Below are 18571 nucleotides of genomic sequence, written 5' to 3' on the forward strand. Positions count from 1 at the left end.
CCATCACCCAGTCCGCTTAAGTTAATCCCGGATATGGTTTGTCCTGGCCCTGCAACTGTGCCTGAACCTGTTACAGGAATACCACCTCCAGTACTGCTGAAACTATAATTGTAAGTAGCTCCTATTTCGGCTGCTGTAAAAGTAAAACTTACCGCCGTCTCATTACCACCATTGATAGGATCCTGATTGATCAATACTGTATACCCGCTTGGAGCTGTATTATCTACCAGAAAAGTCGCACTAGGACCTGCAGCAGATGCTGTGTTGCCCGCATCATCAGAAGCTGTTCCAGCAGCTAGTGAAATGCCTAGTGTTCCATCGCCAGTTATACCGCCGATCGTCACTGTTCGAGTAGATCCGGCACTTCCCGATACCGATGCCGAACTCGCCGCAGCTGTTCCTGTTGGGTTCAAGACTATATCATCATCGGATAAGGATATCGAGGACTCCCCTGAATATGTAACAGTGTAACTAACTGGCCCACCCGAAGTGGGGTCTGCACTTGGGGCACTGATTAAAATACCAGGTGGAGTAGCATCATATACAAGTGTAAATGATGGGATTAATAGTAAATTTGGCAATCCACCGGTAGTTGCTACTGCTACACCAGCAGGTATATCTACCGTAACTGTTCCATCAGCTATTGGAGATATATCAACCGTATAGATAGAGTCTCCATCACTTCCTATAAAATTGGAAGTTACTCCATTAGTCACTATAATGTCCGCCTCCACAAAAGAGTCAACTGGTTCACTAAAAGTTATTGTAATACCAAAGGAAGTAGCATTAGTTGGTGAGCTTTCAGTAGTAGTAACGCTCACAATAGGTTGCGCATACCCAAAAACCCCAAACATCAAAAAGAGCCCGAAAAAAAGCAGGCTTTTTGAATTGAGGATACTCCAAAACAATTTCGAGAGGTTTACTAATAGTTTTATTTCCATATACAATCCCAAATAGGCCCTAAATTTGCAACCTGATCGACAAACTACATACTTAAAACAGGGAATCAATATTAAGAAAAATTGAACCCCCAGACTAATAAAAAGGCCTAATTAACCTTTTTTCAGATATATGGCAACTATCACTAAAAATATGGAAATTAACTTTCGGGAAGTTCAGCTGAAGAAGCTACGGCGTTAGGGTCTATCTTCTTCACCAGACCTTGTAAGACTTTGCCCGGGCCAACCTCGATAAAAGCAGTTGCCCCATCGCTGATCATATGTTGTACACTTTGTGTCCAGCGTACTGGGGCGGTAAGCTGAGCGATCAGATTATTTTGAATATCCGAAGCTCTGTTTACAGCCTTAGCAGTCACATTCTGATAAATCGGGCAGCTCGGTTCAGAAAAGGAAGTGTTCTCAATGGCAGCTGCCAATTCTTCCCGGGCTGGTTCCATCATTGGGGAATGAAATGCCCCGCCTACGGGAAGCATTAAAGCCCTTCTGGCCCCTGCATCCTTCAATTTCTCACAAGCCTCTTCAACAGCGCTTATCTCCCCGGAAATTACCAACTGGCCAGGGCAATTATAGTTGGCAGGAACAACAACCCCTTCAATAGAAGCACAAATCCGCTCCACTACACCATCTTCCAGCCCTAAAACAGCAGCCATTGTACTTGGCGCCTTTTCACAGGCTTTTTGCATGGCCATGGCCCTTTTAGAAACCAGTATTAAAGCATCTTCAAATTTCAAAGCCCCATTAGCTACCAGGGCAGAAAATTCTCCTAAGGAATGTCCGGCAACCATCTCCGGGCGGAAAGCATCTCCCAATACTTTGCTGAGGATAACGGAATGTAAAAAGATGGCGGGCTGAGTCACCTTGGTCTCTTTTAATGCATCAGCCGATCCCTCAAACATAATGTCTGTAATAGTAAAGCCTAAAACATCGTTAGCTCGTTCGAACATTTCCTGTGCTAGAGGATACTTTTCATACAAGTCGAGGCCCATTCCACTGAATTGCGCTCCTTGTCCGGGAAATAGATATGCTTTCATTCTCAATTAGGTTTTATGTTTCAAAAATAAACAATTCGAAGAGATCCTACCTAGGCTCTTTAAACCAACTGGCGTATTTCACATAAGAATTTGCGATTCGCCGGATTTCCCCCTCGCTCAAATCCTTGCTCACTTCCTTGATCTTCCTGGCCGGCATCCCGGCATATACGCTTCCGGGTGGCACCCGGGTACCCTTGGTAAGGACCGCACCAGCCGCAATAATACTGTTCGACCCTACTATACAATCGTCCATGATGATGCTTCCCATCCCTATCAGCACATCATCCTCCACCGTACATCCGTGCACTATGGCATTATGCCCTATGGAAACATTGTTCCCGATGGTTGTCGGGGATTTTTGGTACGTACAGTGTATGATCGCACCATCCTGCACATTAACCTTATTCCCCATTTTAATATAATGCACATCACCTCTTACTACAGCATTAAACCAAACACTGCACTCCTCCCCCATAACTACATCACCTACAATGGTCGCATTTTCAGCTATATAACAATTCTCACCTATTTTAGGGGATATCCCCTTTACCGATTTTATGATCACCCTATAACTTTGAAGATTAATAATTCTTGTAAATCCAGTCTTATTCGAAATACGAAAGTAATTCCTTTTTCCTGGACGCCGACACCAGCAGTTCCTTCCCGTTCGATATGACCACACTTCCCCCCTTGCCCTTCCGATACTTGACTACTTCATTAATATTCACAAGAAATGACTTGTGAATCCGGACAAAGTAATACGCCCCAAGTGAATCTTCAAAAAACTTTAAAGTTTTACTAGCTACGATCTTTTTATCCCCGGTATAAATCTCAGTATAATTGTCATCTGCTGCACAATAGAGTATCTCCGACACGTTTAGCACCTGAAAGCCATCTAATTGGGGTACCGTAATCTTCCCTTCTACTTTCCTGACTGATGATGATAGTATTCTATCATGTAAAAGTTCTTCTTTCGAGACAATCTCCTCAACATAGGTCACAGCATTTATAAGCTCATCAATGTTTATTGGCTTCATAAGGTAATAAGCCGCATGCTGATTCAAAGCATCCTTCGCATACTGGTCATAGGCTGTCACAAAGACCGTTTCAAAAGTCCTGTCAGGCATTTTTTCAAGCAGGTCAAAAGCATTTCCAAAAGGCATTTCAACATCAAGAAATACCAAATCAGGTTTATTTTTCTCGATTAGTGCGACCCCCTCATTAACAGACCCTGCTTCCCCCAGTATATCTACCTGATTACAATAGTCCCGGAGATAATTCCTGAGAATTTCTCTGCCAGTAATTTCATCATCGATGATTACAGCCTTTAATTTCATCTTTCCCTATCTATTGTTAATACAACCTTGGTCCCTGTTCCATCTTCCTGTAAATCCGTGACCGTTACCCCAATATTACTTTTATACATATCATTAAGTATGGCGATTCGCTTTTGAATATTCCCCATGGCGGTGGAACGCTGTTTTTTTTGATGCTGTGTTTTGAGGGTGGCCGACTTTCGCCTGCCAATACCGTTATCTTCTATACTTATCTGAAGGCTATTTTTATTTATTTCCGAAATACATATTTTCAGACTCCCCTGCGATTCTCTATAGCGAAGTCCGTGCCAAATAGCATTTTCTATATAGGGCTGTAATATCATTGGAGGGATGGTATAGGCTTCTCTGTCTAAAGCATCTCCTACTTCAAGGCTGTACTGAAATTTATCCGGAAACCTGGAATGTTCCAGTTTCAGATAAAGTTCCAACAGTTCAATCTCCTTGTTAAGTGAAATAAAATCCTCTTCAGAATTTTCCAGAACAGCTCGCATGAGCCTTGAAAAATCACTTAAATAGCGATTTGCACTGCGCTCATCATTTTTAGAGATATAGTTATTGACCGAATTAAGGGCATTGAATATAAAATGTGGATTCATCTGGGAGCGCAGGGATTTTAAGGCCAGCAAATGGTTTGCTAATTTCTGCTTCTGCGTGCTCCTGTAGAAGAAAAAGGCGGCTAATGACATAAGCAACATTCCAAACAACAAGGAATAAATAATCCACTGTTGCCTTTTGTTGCTCTCTTCTGTTAATCGCTGTTCTGCCAGGGCCAGGTCGTATTTACTCTGAGACAATTCGCGCTCCTGCTCCAGCCCTGTAATACGATTCTGGGAGGCAGCAATTTCCCGGTTCAATCTGGCTGACCTGGATATTTCCTGTTCTTTGCGGATATACAAAGTGTCGACTACCGCTACGTATTTTTGATAGGTTTCTAGGGCTTTGTCAAAATCTCCCTGCTGTCTATAAACTTCAGATAGCTTTCGGGTAGCATCCTTTTGAACGACGAGATCTTCCTCCATGTCGGCTGTTGCTATACTTCGTTCTAAATAAGGAATGGCTTCCTCATATTTATCCTGAGCTATATAAGCATTGGCTATTTTGTAGTTGATTCGCTGCTGGGTGATGCTATCAGGGCTTTTAGATACTCCGGGTTCTTTTGTTATCGCCTCTGGAATCTCTTCCAGTTCCCGCAAACTACTCTTACGCAGCTGAATTTCATCATCGAATCGATTCGTTTTATTTAAAAAATCGGCAACTTTTTCCTTTTCCCTGATGGCCCGTTGTGGCGCCTGTTTTTTAGCTTCACTCAGAGAATTGTCGTAATATGCTTTTGCCTCCTCCATTCGATTTACACTGGCATAGGCATCCGCTATTTTAGAATTCAGATCAGGAATTTTAGGGCTAATCTGATTTTTCCTGGCAATATTTAAACCCTCCTGGTAAAAGGCCACCGCCCTGTTGATATCACCAGATCCGGCGTATGCAGCCCCCAGATTTTCATATGTTTCCACGCGTTGATATGGGACCAGAGCTTTGTTTTTTTCAACAGGAGAAAGAATAGATATCGCATCTTCCCATTGGCGGTTCAGGACATAAACCTTTCCCAAGGCCAGGGCGGCAGAACTACTGTAATTCAATTCAAGAGCATCTTCGTAATTAGCAATAGCAAGGTCGAATTGCCGGTAGTTACTATATACCTCAGCCAGAAGTACCAATGAGGCCGCCAGTTCCTTTTTATTACCCTTGGTTCCTAATTCTGATATGGCCCGGGCGATATAATCAATGCTCTTTTCTATATCGGTTTGTTTGTACATCCTGGCTGAATCCAGAAAGCCCTGATGCCTTGCCAAATCAGCCTCAGTATCGGTCATATCCCTACTCTGGAGTTTTGTTTGAGCAAAAACACCAGAGGTTAATAGAACCGTGGTCAAAACCAGAATTAATGTGCGAGAAAACTGTAACATCAGGATAAACTTAGTCCATTTGAACGGCATTAAAAAATGGCTATTAAGGAGTTTGTGCCTGAAAACAGGCCTTTAATTCCACTTCCATAAAACATCATACCCTTTCACTCATTCAAAGGGGCAGTTCCCTCATTGGCGGTTTTTTAAAAAAAAGTATCGTCCTAGTTTGCCACCATTATAATAATCCTTAAAACAAAATGTTATGAAAAAGATTATCAACAAAACACTAATACTCCTCGCTCTAATATTTTTTGGAAAGAGCTTTGCCCATCATGAAGTACTATCCAAAGAATTTGACACTCAAGCCCTGCAGATCAGATCTGAATCGAAAAAACCATACAAAAGGCAAACCGTTAAAATTGCTTTGCTGCTGGATACCAGTAATAGCATGGACGGACTCATCAATCAGGCTAAATCACAACTCTGGGATATTGTAAATCAATTTGCCTTCGCCAGATGCGGCGACAAGAGCAGGCCCGAGTTACAAATTGCTCTTTATCAGTATGGAAATGACGACCTATCGGCTCAGGAAGGTTATATTCAGCAGGTACTCGGTTTTAGCAGCGATCTGGATAAAATCTCAGAAAAGCTGTTTTCATTAACCACTAACGGCGGGGAAGAATATTGCGGGCAGGTTATCCATAAATCCCTAAAGCAGTTAGACTGGGGTAAAAATCCTGATGATCTTAAAATGATATTCATTGCAGGGAATGAACCTTTTACCCAGGGAAGTAAAAACTTCAGGGATTCTGCTGTAGATGCCAAAGAAAAAGACGTCATCATAAACACAATTTTTTGCGGTAATTACTCAGAAGGTGTCAACACCCGGTGGCAGGAAGGGGCTGTGCTAACCGGAGGTGAATACATGGCGATTGACCACAACAGACAGATTGTCCATATTAAAACACCCTACGATGACATTATTATAAAATTAAACACTCGCTTAAATAACACCTATGTCTCTTACGGTCCGAAAGGTGCCAGCAGGAGAGCACTTCAGGAAGTGCAGGATCAGGAAGCCATGGCTTTGGAAGAAGCAGTAGTGGTAAAACGAGCAGTTAGTAAGAGTTCAGCCTATTACAACAACGCCGAATGGGACATGGTAGACGCCTCCAGGGAAGATGATTTTGATTTAAAAAATTACAAAAAAGAAATGTTACCCCAACCTCTAAGGGGAAAAACAGAGGCTGAAATAAACAAATTCCTGGCAGAAAAGAAGGCAGAAAGAAGTAGCATTCAGAAGGAAATACAGGAGGCGAATGCCAAACGAGAAGAATACATTGCCAAACAACAAAAGAGTGAAGCCGGAGAATTGGAAAAGGCTATGCTGCAAGCCATTAAAAAGCAAGCCTCAAATAAAAACCTGTATTGGGAATAAAGTAATAAAGTGACCGGATAAAAGGGACTCCGAAGTAATTTTTGGGGTCCTTTTATTAATTGGCCGCGGGACAAAAACAGTCGTACCTGTTCTCTCTTTCCGGACCAAAATCGTAGCCCAGCGTGATCTGGTGAAATCCGCCATTGTCAAATCGGATATCCCCATTCTGATAGGAGTAATTATAGGAGAACATAAATCGGTTGTAATTAAATCCGACTATTGGAGTGAAGAGCTGCAAACGCTGCTCTCCAAACTGACCATTGGCCTGGTATTGCGCCCCGTCAAAACTTCTTCTGTATGACAATCCAGCCCACACTGTTCCAAAAGAAACATCCCGGTAAACCTTAGCATTGATGTCTATGGTTTCCTCTTCTGTAAATTCGGTAAGTTGAAATAACACAGAAGGTTCAACTCGCCATTCACTCTTTCCAAAAATATAACCTACAGAGAAAAGATATCTCCTCAGATTGTCAAATTCAATGGCCGTGTAAAGATCCCGCCCACTTCCCAAAGCATTGAGCAAAGTAGCGTGAGCATAAAACTCCATATAACTGTAAGACATCCCAAAATCCACATTAAAGTACCCAACACTGTTACGGGCACCGGAAATAATGGGATCTGGTATTACCGATCTGAATTCAGTTTCATCGAGGCTGCTAAGAATAAAACCTGCGCTGAGACCAAAAGATAGTTGATTCAGCAGACGTATATCCCCTCCAAACTGCAGGTGATGGGCGTAAGTTGCTTTAAAACCGGTTTGGGAATGATAGCCGTTGGCATCATTAAATAAGATGGCTCCTACCCCACTTGGGCTTTCCCCAAGGCGGTAATTCACACTCAGGGTTTGCAAATTCGGGGCTTCATCCACATTAAACCATTGTTTACGGGCTGTTAGTCTGATCTTTCCTCCTGCACCTATACCAGCCATAGAAGGATGAACCAGGTAATAATTATCGGATAGATAATCGAAATAAACCGGAATACCTTCCTGTGCATTGGCAAGACCAATACTACTGAGGTAAGCAAACAAAATAAAAAGGATTTTTCTCATCTAGGATGGGACAAGGTGTATAGCCAGGTGTTCAAATATAATGTATAACGGCATAAATAGAACATTATTATATGTTCCGGGGCTGGAAAAATGGTTGTATTTTTGCGAAAAAGAAACAAGGATGAGTGAGTATGTAATTACAGTTAAGGAAACCAGCAATAAAGCCATATTGAAGTTTGAAGCAAATCAGTTTCTTACTACTAACAAAAATTACGAATTCAATAACATTGATGAGGCCAAATCATCACCCTTGGCACAGCAACTCTTTTATCTGCCATTTGTAAAAACAGTGTACATCTCCGGAAATTTTATAGCCATCGAACGATTTGACATTATTGAATGGGAAGATGTGAAGGATGAAGTGGCTCAACAACTTGTAGAATACCTCAATTCAGGCGCTCCGATACTAGTGGAAGAAGAACCGGCATCGGCTATTGCCATCACCTTATACGCTGAAGTGACCCCCAACCCGGCGGTAATGAAATTTGTTGCAAACAAAAAACTGGTCCCCGCTACCTTCGAGTTTAAGAATATTGATGAAGCGAAAGATTCTGAGCTTGCCAGGGCACTTTTCCACCTGCCGTTTGTAAAAGAAGTCTTTATGGATGAGAATTACATTTCTGTGACCAAGTTTGAAATGGCCGACTGGAATGAGATCACTATGGAGCTCCGCGAAATGATCCGTACCCATATCGCCGAAGGAAAAGAAATCGTTTCTTCGGCTGCTGAAAGCACTCAACTCAGACAACAGGAAGGCAGAGGCAAGGTAAACCCTGATGATGAGACTTCGCAGCAGATCATCCAAATCCTTGAAGAATACGTTAAACCGGCAGTTGCCAGTGATGGTGGGAATATTCTTTTTCAGTCCTATGATGAAAAAGACAAAACCGTTAATGTGATACTCCAGGGGGCTTGCAGTGGCTGTCCTTCTTCTACATATACCCTTAAGAACGGCATAGAGACTATGTTGAAAAATATGTTAGGAGATAAAGTTGCTGAAGTGGTGGCCATAAACGGGTAAAAGCCCCTGTTTTATTTGCTTTTTGCCTAAATTCTTCAGACCTTTAAAAGAACCTAAAATTAATACAACATGGCTATTTTAAAAGTTATAGAAGTACTGGCAAATTCCGGTGAAAGTTGGGAAGACGCCACACAGAAAGCAGTTTCTCAGGCATCCAAATCTGTTAAGAATATCCGATCGGTTTATGTAAATGAACAAAGTGCAACCGTTAAGGATGGGAAGGTCGATGACTTCCGTGTGAATGTGAAAATCACCTTCGAAGTAAAATAGGTTGTCTTACGATTTATGAAGCACCTTTCGAGGTGCTTTTTTTTTGCTAAAGTATCTGAAAAGAGCAGTTTTGAAATCAGCCCCCGAACATACAAATTCCTTAATCCACGAGACCAGTCCGTATTTGCTTCAGCACGCACACAACCCGGTAAACTGGTACGCGTGGAAACCGGAGGTGCTTAAAAAAGCCAGGAAAGAAAACAAACCTCTTCTAATTAGTATCGGTTATGCCGCCTGTCACTGGTGTCATGTAATGGAAAATGAATGCTTTGAAGATCAGGAAGTTGCCGAGGTAATGAACAGGCACTTTATAAATATTAAGATCGATCGGGAAGAACGACCTGACATTGACCATATTTACATGGACGCCCTGCAGATGATGACCGGAAGCGGGGGATGGCCACTCAATGTGGTGGCATTACCCGACGGACGACCCTTCTGGGGAGCAACCTTTGTTCGTAAACAGGACTGGATAAAGGTCCTGGAACAGCTTGCAGCACTTTATCACACCAATCCATCCAAAGTGCAGGAGTACGCTGCACAATTGGAGGAAGGATTACATACAATTAATCTTATACCTGCACCGGAGAAGGAAGGGCATTTAACCCAAAAAGACCTCACATCTATTGTAAAAAATTGGTCGCAGTATTTTGACACTTTCCTGGGGGGATATAAAAGGGCGCCGAAATTTATGATGCCCGTTAATCTCGATTTCCTGCTGCATTACAGTACTCTATTTCAGGATTCCGAAACTGAGGAATACCTACATACCACACTTCGCCGAATGGCTTACGGGGGAATCTATGACCATCTTGGTGGTGGATTTTCACGCTATTCCGTGGATGTTAAATGGCATATCCCTCACTTTGAGAAAATGCTTTATGATAATGCCCAGTTGATATCGCTCTACGCCAAGGCTTATGCCACAGTAAATGATCCTCTTTATAAAGATATAGTGGAGGAATCCATTGGATTCGTCACCCGTGAATTAATGCATCCCGATGGGGGCTTTTACTCTTCTCTGGATGCAGACAGTCTGGACAAGCACGGAAATCTGAAAGAGGGGGCCTATTACGTGTGGACAGAAAAAGAATTAACTGACAATCTAGGAGAGGATTATCAAATTTTCAGTGACTATTACAATATCAACTCTTATGGTCACTGGGAGGAAGACAACTATGTATTGATCAGGGATAAAACCGATGAAGAAGTAGCAAAGAAATACAAGCTGTCAGCCAAAGACTTAAGAGCAAGGATAAATCAATGCAAAAGAACTCTGCTAACTAAGAGGGAACTTCGTCCCAGACCACGTCTCGATGATAAAATCCTGACCTCCTGGAATGCCCTTATGATAAAGGCTTTGGCAGAAGCATATCGCTACCTGGGGAAGAAAGAATACCTGGTCATAGCCAGAGAAGCAATTGCATTTCTCGAGAGTACCGTCCTGACTGAAGACGGTGGCCTGTTTCACAATCACAAGGAGGGAAAAAGCACCATTGAGGGCTTTCTGGAGGATTACGCCAACCTGATTAGTGCATATTTGGAACTATATGAGGTTACTTTTGAAGAGTCCTGGGTAAAAAAGGCCAGTAAACTCTCCGAGTACTGCCTCCTTCATTTTTTAAATGACAAAAGCGGCTTATTTTATTTCACTTCAGACAAGGAAGAAGTAACGGTTAGGAGATCCTTCGAAACCGCAGATAATGTCATTCCGGCATCCAATTCTGTTATGGTTCTCAACTTATATAAACTCTCCATACTTTTCCCTGAACAACCATTTGGAAGTATAGTGGATAAAATGCTCTTGCAAATGAGGGAAAGTATACTTGAAAACCCCAACAGCCATGCCAACTGGATGCATCTCCCTTTATATAAGGTTTTCCCCTTTAAGGAAATAGTGATTTCTGGCCCTTCTACTGCGGAGTTTGCAACTTCCCTCCTCTCACGATATCATCCGAACGCCTTATTTGCAGGGGCTGTCAGGGAAGGATCACTTAGTTTGCTCGAGGGGAGAATCCATGCTGAGAAATCTCAGATCTTTATCTGTGAAAACGGGGCTTGTAAATTACCTGTCAATACTCCCGAAGAAGCCTTATCTCTGCTTTGACATGATCTGTAGTTAACAAGACTTTAGTGGTTTAAATTTGAATAGACCGCGAATTTTTGCTTGTTTTGCACCAAAATTTAAGCATATGGCTTCCTTATCGGAATATCAGGAATATATAGATGAAGGTATCAATTGGTTGATGGATATTTTACCCAACCTGATTACAGCAATTGTTATCCTCATTGTAGGTTGGTGGATCGTTAAATTCATCAACAGACTGGTTCACAAATTCTTTCAGAAAAAGGACTACGACCTGGCTCTGGAGTCTTTTCTTCAGAGTTTTATCAGTATAGCCTTAAAACTCCTGCTTTTTGTTTTGGTTATCACTCAATTGGGTGTTAAATCATCCTCCCTGGTTGCCTTAGTAGGTGCGGCAGGCCTTGCTGTAGGCCTTGCTTTACAAGGATCATTGGCCAATTTTGCAGGAGGGGTACTGATTCTCATTTTTAAACCTTTTAAAGTAGGAGATTTCATTTCAGCACAGGGAGTTGACGGCACGGTAAAGGAAATCACCATTTTTACGACTAAGCTCAACACCTTTGGAAACCAGCTTGCCATTCTACCTAACGGTCAGCTCTCCAATAACAATATCATTAATTATAATGCCGAAGATACGCGGAGAGATAAGATTGATATCGGAATAGGCTACGGTTCCAACATTAAAAAAGCAAAAGAGATTCTTCTCGAGATCTGTGCAGATCAGGCCGGCATCCTCAAAGATCCTGCTCCTGTAGTGTTTGTAGGTGAATTGGCTGACAGTTCTGTAAATCTAACCCTGCGATTCTGGGCGAAAAATGAAGATTTCTGGGATGCCCATTTTGCGGTAATCGAAGAGACAAAATTAAGGTTTGACGAGGCTGGAATTGAGATTCCTTTCCCACAATTAGACGTACATCAGAAAGCTTAAAAAGCCTCTTTAGTTTACCAAAAACTTACGATTTGGTTTTGGTCTGAAGGATAAAATCTTTCAGGTAATAAGGTTCAAAATAGGCGACATCCTCAAAATCATCCTTTTCAAACTTTTGATAGGCCGCTCCACACATGGTTATGGATGATGGAATTACCTCATCATCAAAATATAAGTTTGGATGGTCCAGAATCTGTTTGCACTTTGTTGCGCCGCTTCCTATGAGATAGACAGGTCCTTTTTCCGCATATTCCTGGAAGGCATCGGCCGTTATTACCAATGCTTTGGTCGGTGATACTTCCTTATAATCAGAGTCGAAAACAGCCATATAAACTTCCATCCGCCGTGCATCCAGCATAGGAATGATCACGCCATTATTGATCTTCTTTTGAAGGGCCATTCCCCTCAGAGTCCGGGTTGAAATCAGGGGTATATCCAGAGCATAGCAAAGTCCCTTAGCCGTTGAAACCCCAATACGCAGGCCTGTATAAGAACCAGGCCCTTTACTTACAGCAATAGCCTGTAGCTCGGTCATTGTTACTCCGGCTTCCTCCAATACCTCCCTGATAAAAACGTGCAGTTGTTCTGAGTGGGAGTAAGAAGCGCTGTTATGCTCCTTACAGGCAATTAATACTCCGTCCCGTGAAAGCGAAACGGAGCAATTCGTACTAGCGGTTTCTAATTGTAATATCAAGGCCATCAGGCCACAAAGATAGTTTAGTTCAGGACAATAGGAAGCCCGTAAAAGAATTCCAGCACCTTGATCCTGAAAATGTAGTTGTATTTATTACGTACCACCTCAGCTTCGGCATTGTCTACTCTGGATTGAGCCTGACTAAAGTCGAATGCATTCATTAACCCAACATCAAATCGGTCTTTTGAATAGTCGTATGCAAGTCTTCTGGCTTCCAGGGTTTTTTGGGAAGCTTCATAGGCTTTGGCTGAGTTTTGCACATCAACATACGCCTGGTTGATAGTTGTCTCTAAATCGAGTTTGGTCTGTTCCAATTGTAGTTTTGCCTGTTCAACATTTATTTGAGAACGCCTGATATTATTCCTGGCACTGAAACCATTGAAAATTGGAATGGTAAGCTGTGCTCCATAAGATATACCATCATTGATCCATAGCTGATCCTTAAAAGCGATCTTTTCGCCCGTAAATGGATCCCGGGTTTGATCGGAATACCTGGTGTTGTAGTTAAAAAATGCACCTATGGTTGGATATACCGCCCCTTTTGCAATTTGCAGATCCTTCTCGGCAAGAGCCACCCCTGATTCGGAGAATTTGATATCGTTTCTAAAGGTCAGTGCCTTATCAAAGATCACCTTGGGAGAGTACTTCAAAATATCGGAAGGGGGTACATTAAATTCCTCATCGGCAATGTCAAAGTTTTCGTAATCCGTAATCTGTAAAAGTTGTGCCAGCGCGATTCTGGAGAGTAAGACCAAATTCTGGTTGTTGATGATGGTCTGCTCCTGCGTTGCGGCAGTCGCCTCTACTTCCAACAGGTCTCCCCTGGGTACAACCCCTGATTCAACCAGCTCTTTAGTCCTTTTCAAATCCTGTAAAGTAACGGCATACTGGGCCTCTGCTACTTTTAAGGTTTCCTTGTTGGAAAGTATACTCAGATAACTATTTGCAACGTTGAGCCTAATATCATCTACAAGATCATAAAGACGATATTGATTAGACAGTTCGTTCAACTTTGCCCGGTTCATCCGGTGTACATTCCTCAATCCGTCGAAAAGGGTAAGTCCCGATGTGGCACTTGCGCTGGCCGAAAAGATAGTGGCAGAGACAAAGCCGTTAGTCGTAGGATCCAGGATGAGTCCGGTACTCCCTGAAGTATTCATTTGTGAATTCAGGCTAGGTAAAAAGTTCCCAAGGGCATCCGACTTATCGATCCTGGCGTTTTCAAGATCGAGTTCAAACTGTTCTATAGTTATATTATTATCTACCGCGTAGGTCACACATTCCTCCAGCGTCCACTTTCTCATCTGTGCTGTGAGGGTCCCAATGGTAAGCAGGAATAATAGGATGGATATTCTAAATCTCATGTTCGCGTTTTTTGATTGCTTATTTAGTTGATTTTTTATTCGACTTATCAGGAATTTGCTTCCTCTTCTTCATCCTCGCCTCGCTTAATAGGCTCCGTCTTGTTCCAAATCTTTACTTTATCTTCTTCAGTAAGACCTGAAATAATTTCTACATTGACCCCATCTGAAATTCCTATCTCAATATCTCTGCGCTCAAATTGCTGGTCACCTGTCGCGATCTCAACATAGGGTTTATCATTTTCCTTATCGAATTGCAACAAGGCTTCCGGGATAACCATAATACTGTCTTTCTTCTCTAGTACCAATGACGCGTTGGCACTGTATCCTGCCCTGATAAAGATGGAATCATTGGTGGCTACATCCCCTTCAATTTTAAACTGAACGGCACCGGCTTCCTCCACACCTTTTGGCGCAATAAATTTTAATTTGGCTTCCAATCTCTGGTCTTCGATTGCTCCAAGGCTAATTTCCAAAGGCATTCCCACTTTTAATTTCCCAACTTCACCTTCATCTACCTGCCCTTCGAAAATCATCCGTGTAAGGTCTGCTATTGTTGCGATAGTTGTTCCATCGTTGAAGTTATTACTCTGGATTACCTGATCTCCCTCTTCCACAGGGATCTCCAGGATAGTTCCATTTACGGTTGCCCTGATGTTAGTGTTGGCGCTGGAAGATCCTCCGGCCGACCCCATACGTATAATCTGAAAATCTGCCCTTGAATTTTCCAGTTCCAGAACCGCCTGATCATATCGTAATTTCAGGTTATTAAAATCCTGACTGGAAATTACTCCCCGGTCGAAGAGTTGTTTGTTCCTGTCATATTCAATCTTAATATTATTCAAAGCTGCTTCCGCATTCCTAACTCTACCTCGTGCTGAATTCAGCGCCTGTTCATTGGGAACCACTTTGATCACAGCAATCAGATCGCCTGCTCTTACATCATCCCCTTCCTCCATGTAAATCTTATCAATGATCCCTGAAATCTGAGGTTTAATCTCTACCTCATCCTGCGGGACAACCTTTCCGGTGGCCACCGTCTTTTTCTCTATATTCGCTATAAAGGGATTTTTAGTATCATATTCGATGGCTCCTTTGCTATTCGACTTGATAAAGAAAGCCGCTGCCCATAATGCACCTAAGACCAGGACCCCTATTAGTCCGAATTTTACATATTTATTCATCTTCTCTGCGTGTTATTTAAAGTTGTTAGTTATTATTTTATTCTTCTCTTAATGCATCAATAGGTTTAATACTGACCGCTCTTTGCGCCGGGATCAACCCGATGAGGGTCCCCAGAATAACCATGACAAGCAAGGCCCCGATTACTAATGGAATGGGCACGGTAGGGTTGGTATAAGGGAAATCTATGCCTTCTGTCATTGAATTGATCAGGCTCAGCACCCCGGCACCCATAATAATCCCGATAATTCCCGCAATCATGGTGAGAAAAACGGATTCCAGGATGATAAGGGATCTCACTTCCCGGGGAGTTGCCCCAAGGGCACGCCTTATTCCCAGTTCCTTGGTCCGTTCTTTTACGGAGATCAGTAAAATATTTCCAATTCCGATTACCCCGGCGAGAATGGTTGCCAGGCCTACTATAAGCGAGACAAAGGTGAGGCCGTTGGCAAAGCCCATGATCTTACTAAAGACTTCGCCCAGGTTGAAAGCTCCAAATGCACGCTCGTCATCCGGGTGCACGTTGTGAATACTTTTCAGAACCGCCTTAATATCTTTTTCCACCTGTACCACATCCGCATCGTCATAGGCAGCAATAGTGAAATACTGCGCATTATCTCCTGTATTATATAACTTTTTAAAAGTTGAAAATGGAATATAAATATCCCCATCTGTACCAAAGGGGGTAGTTTGTGTAAACTTATGTACGCCTACTACCTGAAAATATATACCATCTATCCTTATATATGCGCCAATAGGGTCTTCATCCTTGTCAAATAATTCCTGCTCGGTTCTTTCCCCGATTACACAAACCTTTCTTGCCTGTTCCTCATCTTCATCATTGATAAAACGCCCATTATCATAAATCTTCTGTGTAGCCATTTTTGCGATGACAGGAAAGTAGCCATAGACGGGATAACTGTTAGACTTTAATCCCCTGACACCCAGGGCAGCTTGTCCTCCGAAAACCCCTTTGGTATTAACCGGAGCGATATACTGAATTTCCGGAACTCTGTTTTGCAGGGTAACGGCGTCCTGAACTTTAATCGTTAATCGCCTGCCTGTTTTATATCCGGCGTAAGGCATACTGGTGGATTGTGACCAGGCCCAGATACTGTTCTTGGCAACAGATTCAAAATTCCGTTCAAAGCCATTATCCAGTCCTTTAGAGGCACCCGCGAGGACTATATAGATAAATATCCCCCATAAGACACCGATCACCGTAATGATCGTTCTTGTCTTGTTCTTGCCTATAGAACCAAAGATCTCCTGCCATGTATTTTTATCAAATAGAAATCTCATACTATTCGTCGTTTAGAGCTTCAATAGGTTTTATTCTCGCTGCCCTTTTGGCTGGTACATATCCTGCCAGGGTTCCAAAAATGATAAGCAGCAGCGTGGCAAAAACTGCCAATCCCGTACCTATTCCCGGGTTTCGGATAAAGTAATCATCCATCAGCGTATCCCCCAGGGTACTTAAAAGAGCTATTCCCACAAACATGCCCAAAAAGCCTGAAATGGTAGTAATAAAAACAGATTCAAGTAGTATTACGGAGATCACTGATCTCGGAGTTGCGCCTATAGCCTTTCGAATGCCTATTTCCTTGGTCCTTTCTTTCACTACATAGACCATGATATTGCTAATCCCTATTATTCCTGCTATAATTGTTCCGAAAGCCACCAGGGCTGCGATAATGGCGAGTACTCCTGCGAAATCCTGGTTCTGTTTGAGCTGATCGGCTACATTTCTCACGAAAAAGCCATTCTCATCTTCGGGATGAATAAATTTTTTCTGTTTCAGGTATTTTTCCAGACTGCGCTGGAAGGCCATGGCTCCAGTATATCCTATCTCCTCTTTAAACCCGATGACAATCTGCCCGATTTCATCCGTATTCTTTTCAATGAGCTGTCTTGTGGTATAAGGCATATAGAGCTGTCGTTCTTCGTTGTCTCCCCCGTCATCCTGAAAGACGCCTACAACCCTGAACATACTACCGCCAACATCTATGAATTCACCAATTGAATTACTATTGCCAAAAAGATCCTGTTCAACCAATCTTCCTATGGCTACATTTTTGGTTCTATTTTTAACATCTTCCTGGTTGATATACCGACCTTTCATCATAATGGTCTTCTCGGCAAATTGCTGCCCCCAATCGACCCCTATTGTCGTGTAATTATTTGATTCTTCCTTGTACTTAACCAGGGCACTCCTGAATATTCTAGGAGAAATGTAATCCACGAACATCGGGAAGTCTTCCTTGATATCTGTGAGATCGCTATTATCAAGTTCTATGCGCCGAAGCGATTTGTATCCCTTGTACGGCATGGATGTCCTTCCCGGGAAGATATACATCACATTGGTAGCGTCCTGGGAGAAAAAATATTCGAAAGTATTCTGAAGTCCGTTTGTCAACCCCACAAGGCCCACAAAAATTAAGATTCCCAGCGATACTGTAAATCCCGAGAGAATTGTCCGGAGTTTGTTTTTCCGAATAGTGAGAAATATTTCCTGCCAGGTATCCCTGCTAAACATTGGCGAGGGCTTTTACTTGTTTTACTTTTTCGTCTTTGACGATTACCCCATCCTTTAGATGAACGATGCGCTTGCACATCTGGGCTATATCGGGTTCGTGAGTAACCACCAGAATGGTATTTCCCTGGTCATTGATCTTCTGTATCAAATCCATCACCTCATAAGAGGTTGTACTGTCCAAAGCACCGGTAAGCTCATCAGCCAATAAAACCTTAGGTTCTGCTACCATGGCTCTCGCAACAGCCACACGTTGTTTTTGCCCCCCTGAAAGTTCACTGGGTAAATGATGCGACCACTCTTTAAGACCTACCTGGTCTAAATACTTTAATGCCTTTTCCTGTCTTTGCTTTCGCGGCATTTTCTGGTAGTAAAGCGGAAGGGCGACATTTTCCAGTGCTGTCTTATAATTAATGAGGTTAAACGATTGAAAAATAAATCCTAAAAATTTATTCCTGTAGTTTGCCGCTTTTGTCTCATTGAGATTTTTAATCGGGATGCCATCGAGCAAGTATTCTCCTTCATCAGCTTCATCTAACATTCCTAGAATATTCAGGAGGGTCGACTTCCCTGATCCCGAGGAACCCATGATGGCCACTAATTCTCCTTCTTCAACGGAAAAATTGATTCCCTTGAGAACATGAAGGGAATTACTTCCCATTTTATACGATTTGTGCAGATCCTTGATTTCAATCATGGTTGGTACTTTTTCTTTATTTGGATTCCAATCCTGTGATAGGACTAGCAAGTTGTGGAATTGTTACAATAATTGTTAA

17 protein-coding genes are annotated in these 18571 nt (G+C 42.5%); 5 read left to right on the forward strand and 12 right to left on the reverse strand.

The features are described from left to right. From ACA086_RS13305 to ACA086_RS13325, 5 genes are all read right to left on the reverse strand, one after another. Positions 1-941: Ig-like domain-containing protein (locus tag ACA086_RS13305; protein WP_371003837.1), on the reverse strand; the 941-nt coding region annotated here is incomplete at its 3' end. A 158-nt stretch (positions 942-1099) separates the two neighbouring features. Next, on the reverse strand, positions 1100-1990 hold the full coding sequence (gene fabD, locus ACA086_RS13310) for an ACP S-malonyltransferase (RefSeq protein ID WP_371003838.1): 891 nt from the start codon (positions 1988-1990) through the stop codon (positions 1100-1102). 46 nt (positions 1991-2036) lie between these two features. Next, on the reverse strand, positions 2037-2555 hold the full coding sequence (locus tag ACA086_RS13315) for a gamma carbonic anhydrase family protein (protein WP_371003839.1): 519 nt from the start codon (positions 2553-2555) through the stop codon (positions 2037-2039). Positions 2556-2595: 40 nt separating this feature from the next. Continuing rightward, complete coding sequence (locus ACA086_RS13320) at positions 2596-3327, reverse strand: LytR/AlgR family response regulator transcription factor (protein WP_371003840.1); 732 nt, start codon at positions 3325-3327, stop codon at positions 2596-2598. Next, entirely contained in the window at positions 3324-5291 is a 1968-nt protein-coding gene (locus ACA086_RS13325; protein WP_371003841.1) for a tetratricopeptide repeat protein, read from the reverse strand. Before ACA086_RS13325 ends, ACA086_RS13320 begins: the two co-directional genes overlap by 4 nt. Before the next feature lie 202 nt (positions 5292-5493). Here ACA086_RS13325 and ACA086_RS13330 point away from each other — a divergent pair, with 202 nt between their 5' ends. Further along, complete coding sequence (locus ACA086_RS13330; RefSeq protein ID WP_371003842.1) at positions 5494-6669, forward strand: VWA domain-containing protein; 1176 nt, start codon at positions 5494-5496, stop codon at positions 6667-6669. Between the two features lie 55 nt (positions 6670-6724). On the opposite strand, the gene ACA086_RS13335 is transcribed toward ACA086_RS13330, so the two are convergent. Next, positions 6725-7720: a type IX secretion system membrane protein PorP/SprF gene (locus tag ACA086_RS13335; RefSeq protein WP_371003844.1), complete on the reverse strand. Its 996-nt coding sequence runs from the start codon at positions 7718-7720 to the stop codon at positions 6725-6727. A gap of 121 nt (positions 7721-7841) precedes the next feature. Here ACA086_RS13335 and ACA086_RS13340 point away from each other — a divergent pair, with 121 nt between their 5' ends. The 4 genes from ACA086_RS13340 (at position 7842) to ACA086_RS13355 (ending at position 12025) form a co-directional block, all read left to right on the forward strand. Further along, positions 7842-8741, forward strand: coding sequence for a NifU family protein (locus ACA086_RS13340; RefSeq protein WP_371003845.1), 900 nt, complete (start codon positions 7842-7844; stop codon positions 8739-8741). 69 nt (positions 8742-8810) lie between these two features. Continuing rightward, complete coding sequence (locus tag ACA086_RS13345) at positions 8811-9011, forward strand: dodecin family protein (protein ID WP_369746977.1); 201 nt, start codon at positions 8811-8813, stop codon at positions 9009-9011. 70 nt (positions 9012-9081) lie between these two features. Further along, positions 9082-11118, forward strand: a complete 2037-nt coding sequence (locus ACA086_RS13350) for a thioredoxin domain-containing protein (RefSeq protein WP_371003846.1) — start codon at positions 9082-9084, stop codon at positions 11116-11118. A gap of 85 nt (positions 11119-11203) precedes the next feature. Next, positions 11204-12025, forward strand: coding sequence for a mechanosensitive ion channel family protein (locus ACA086_RS13355; RefSeq protein ID WP_371003847.1), 822 nt, complete (start codon positions 11204-11206; stop codon positions 12023-12025). 25 nt (positions 12026-12050) lie between these two features. Here the strand turns inward: ACA086_RS13355 and tsaB are convergent, their stop codons facing one another. From tsaB to ACA086_RS13385, 6 genes are read right to left on the reverse strand one after another with little or no spacing between them, the layout of a single operon-like run. Then, positions 12051-12725 (reverse strand): tRNA (adenosine(37)-N6)-threonylcarbamoyltransferase complex dimerization subunit type 1 TsaB, encoded by a 675-nt coding sequence (tsaB, locus tag ACA086_RS13360; RefSeq protein WP_371003848.1) that lies wholly within the window; start codon positions 12723-12725, stop codon positions 12051-12053. A gap of 17 nt (positions 12726-12742) precedes the next feature. Next, a complete protein-coding gene (locus tag ACA086_RS13365) occupies positions 12743-14083 on the reverse strand; it encodes a TolC family protein (RefSeq protein WP_371003850.1) in 1341 nt (446 codons plus the stop codon). A gap of 47 nt (positions 14084-14130) precedes the next feature. Next, positions 14131-15264: an efflux RND transporter periplasmic adaptor subunit gene (locus tag ACA086_RS13370; protein WP_371003851.1), complete on the reverse strand. Its 1134-nt coding sequence runs from the start codon at positions 15262-15264 to the stop codon at positions 14131-14133. A gap of 37 nt (positions 15265-15301) precedes the next feature. Next, complete coding sequence (locus ACA086_RS13375; protein WP_371003852.1) at positions 15302-16564, reverse strand: ABC transporter permease; 1263 nt, start codon at positions 16562-16564, stop codon at positions 15302-15304. Between the two features lies 1 nt (position 16565). After that, entirely contained in the window at positions 16566-17798 is a 1233-nt protein-coding gene (locus ACA086_RS13380; RefSeq protein ID WP_371003853.1) for an ABC transporter permease, read from the reverse strand. Continuing rightward, complete coding sequence (locus tag ACA086_RS13385; protein ID WP_369746969.1) at positions 17791-18492, reverse strand: ABC transporter ATP-binding protein; 702 nt, start codon at positions 18490-18492, stop codon at positions 17791-17793. Before ACA086_RS13385 ends, ACA086_RS13380 begins: the two co-directional genes overlap by 8 nt. Positions 18493-18571 lie beyond the last annotated feature (79 nt).

This window comes from Muriicola sp. E247 (genome assembly GCF_041358175.1).
GTDB lineage: Bacteria > Bacteroidota > Bacteroidia > Flavobacteriales > Flavobacteriaceae > Muriicola.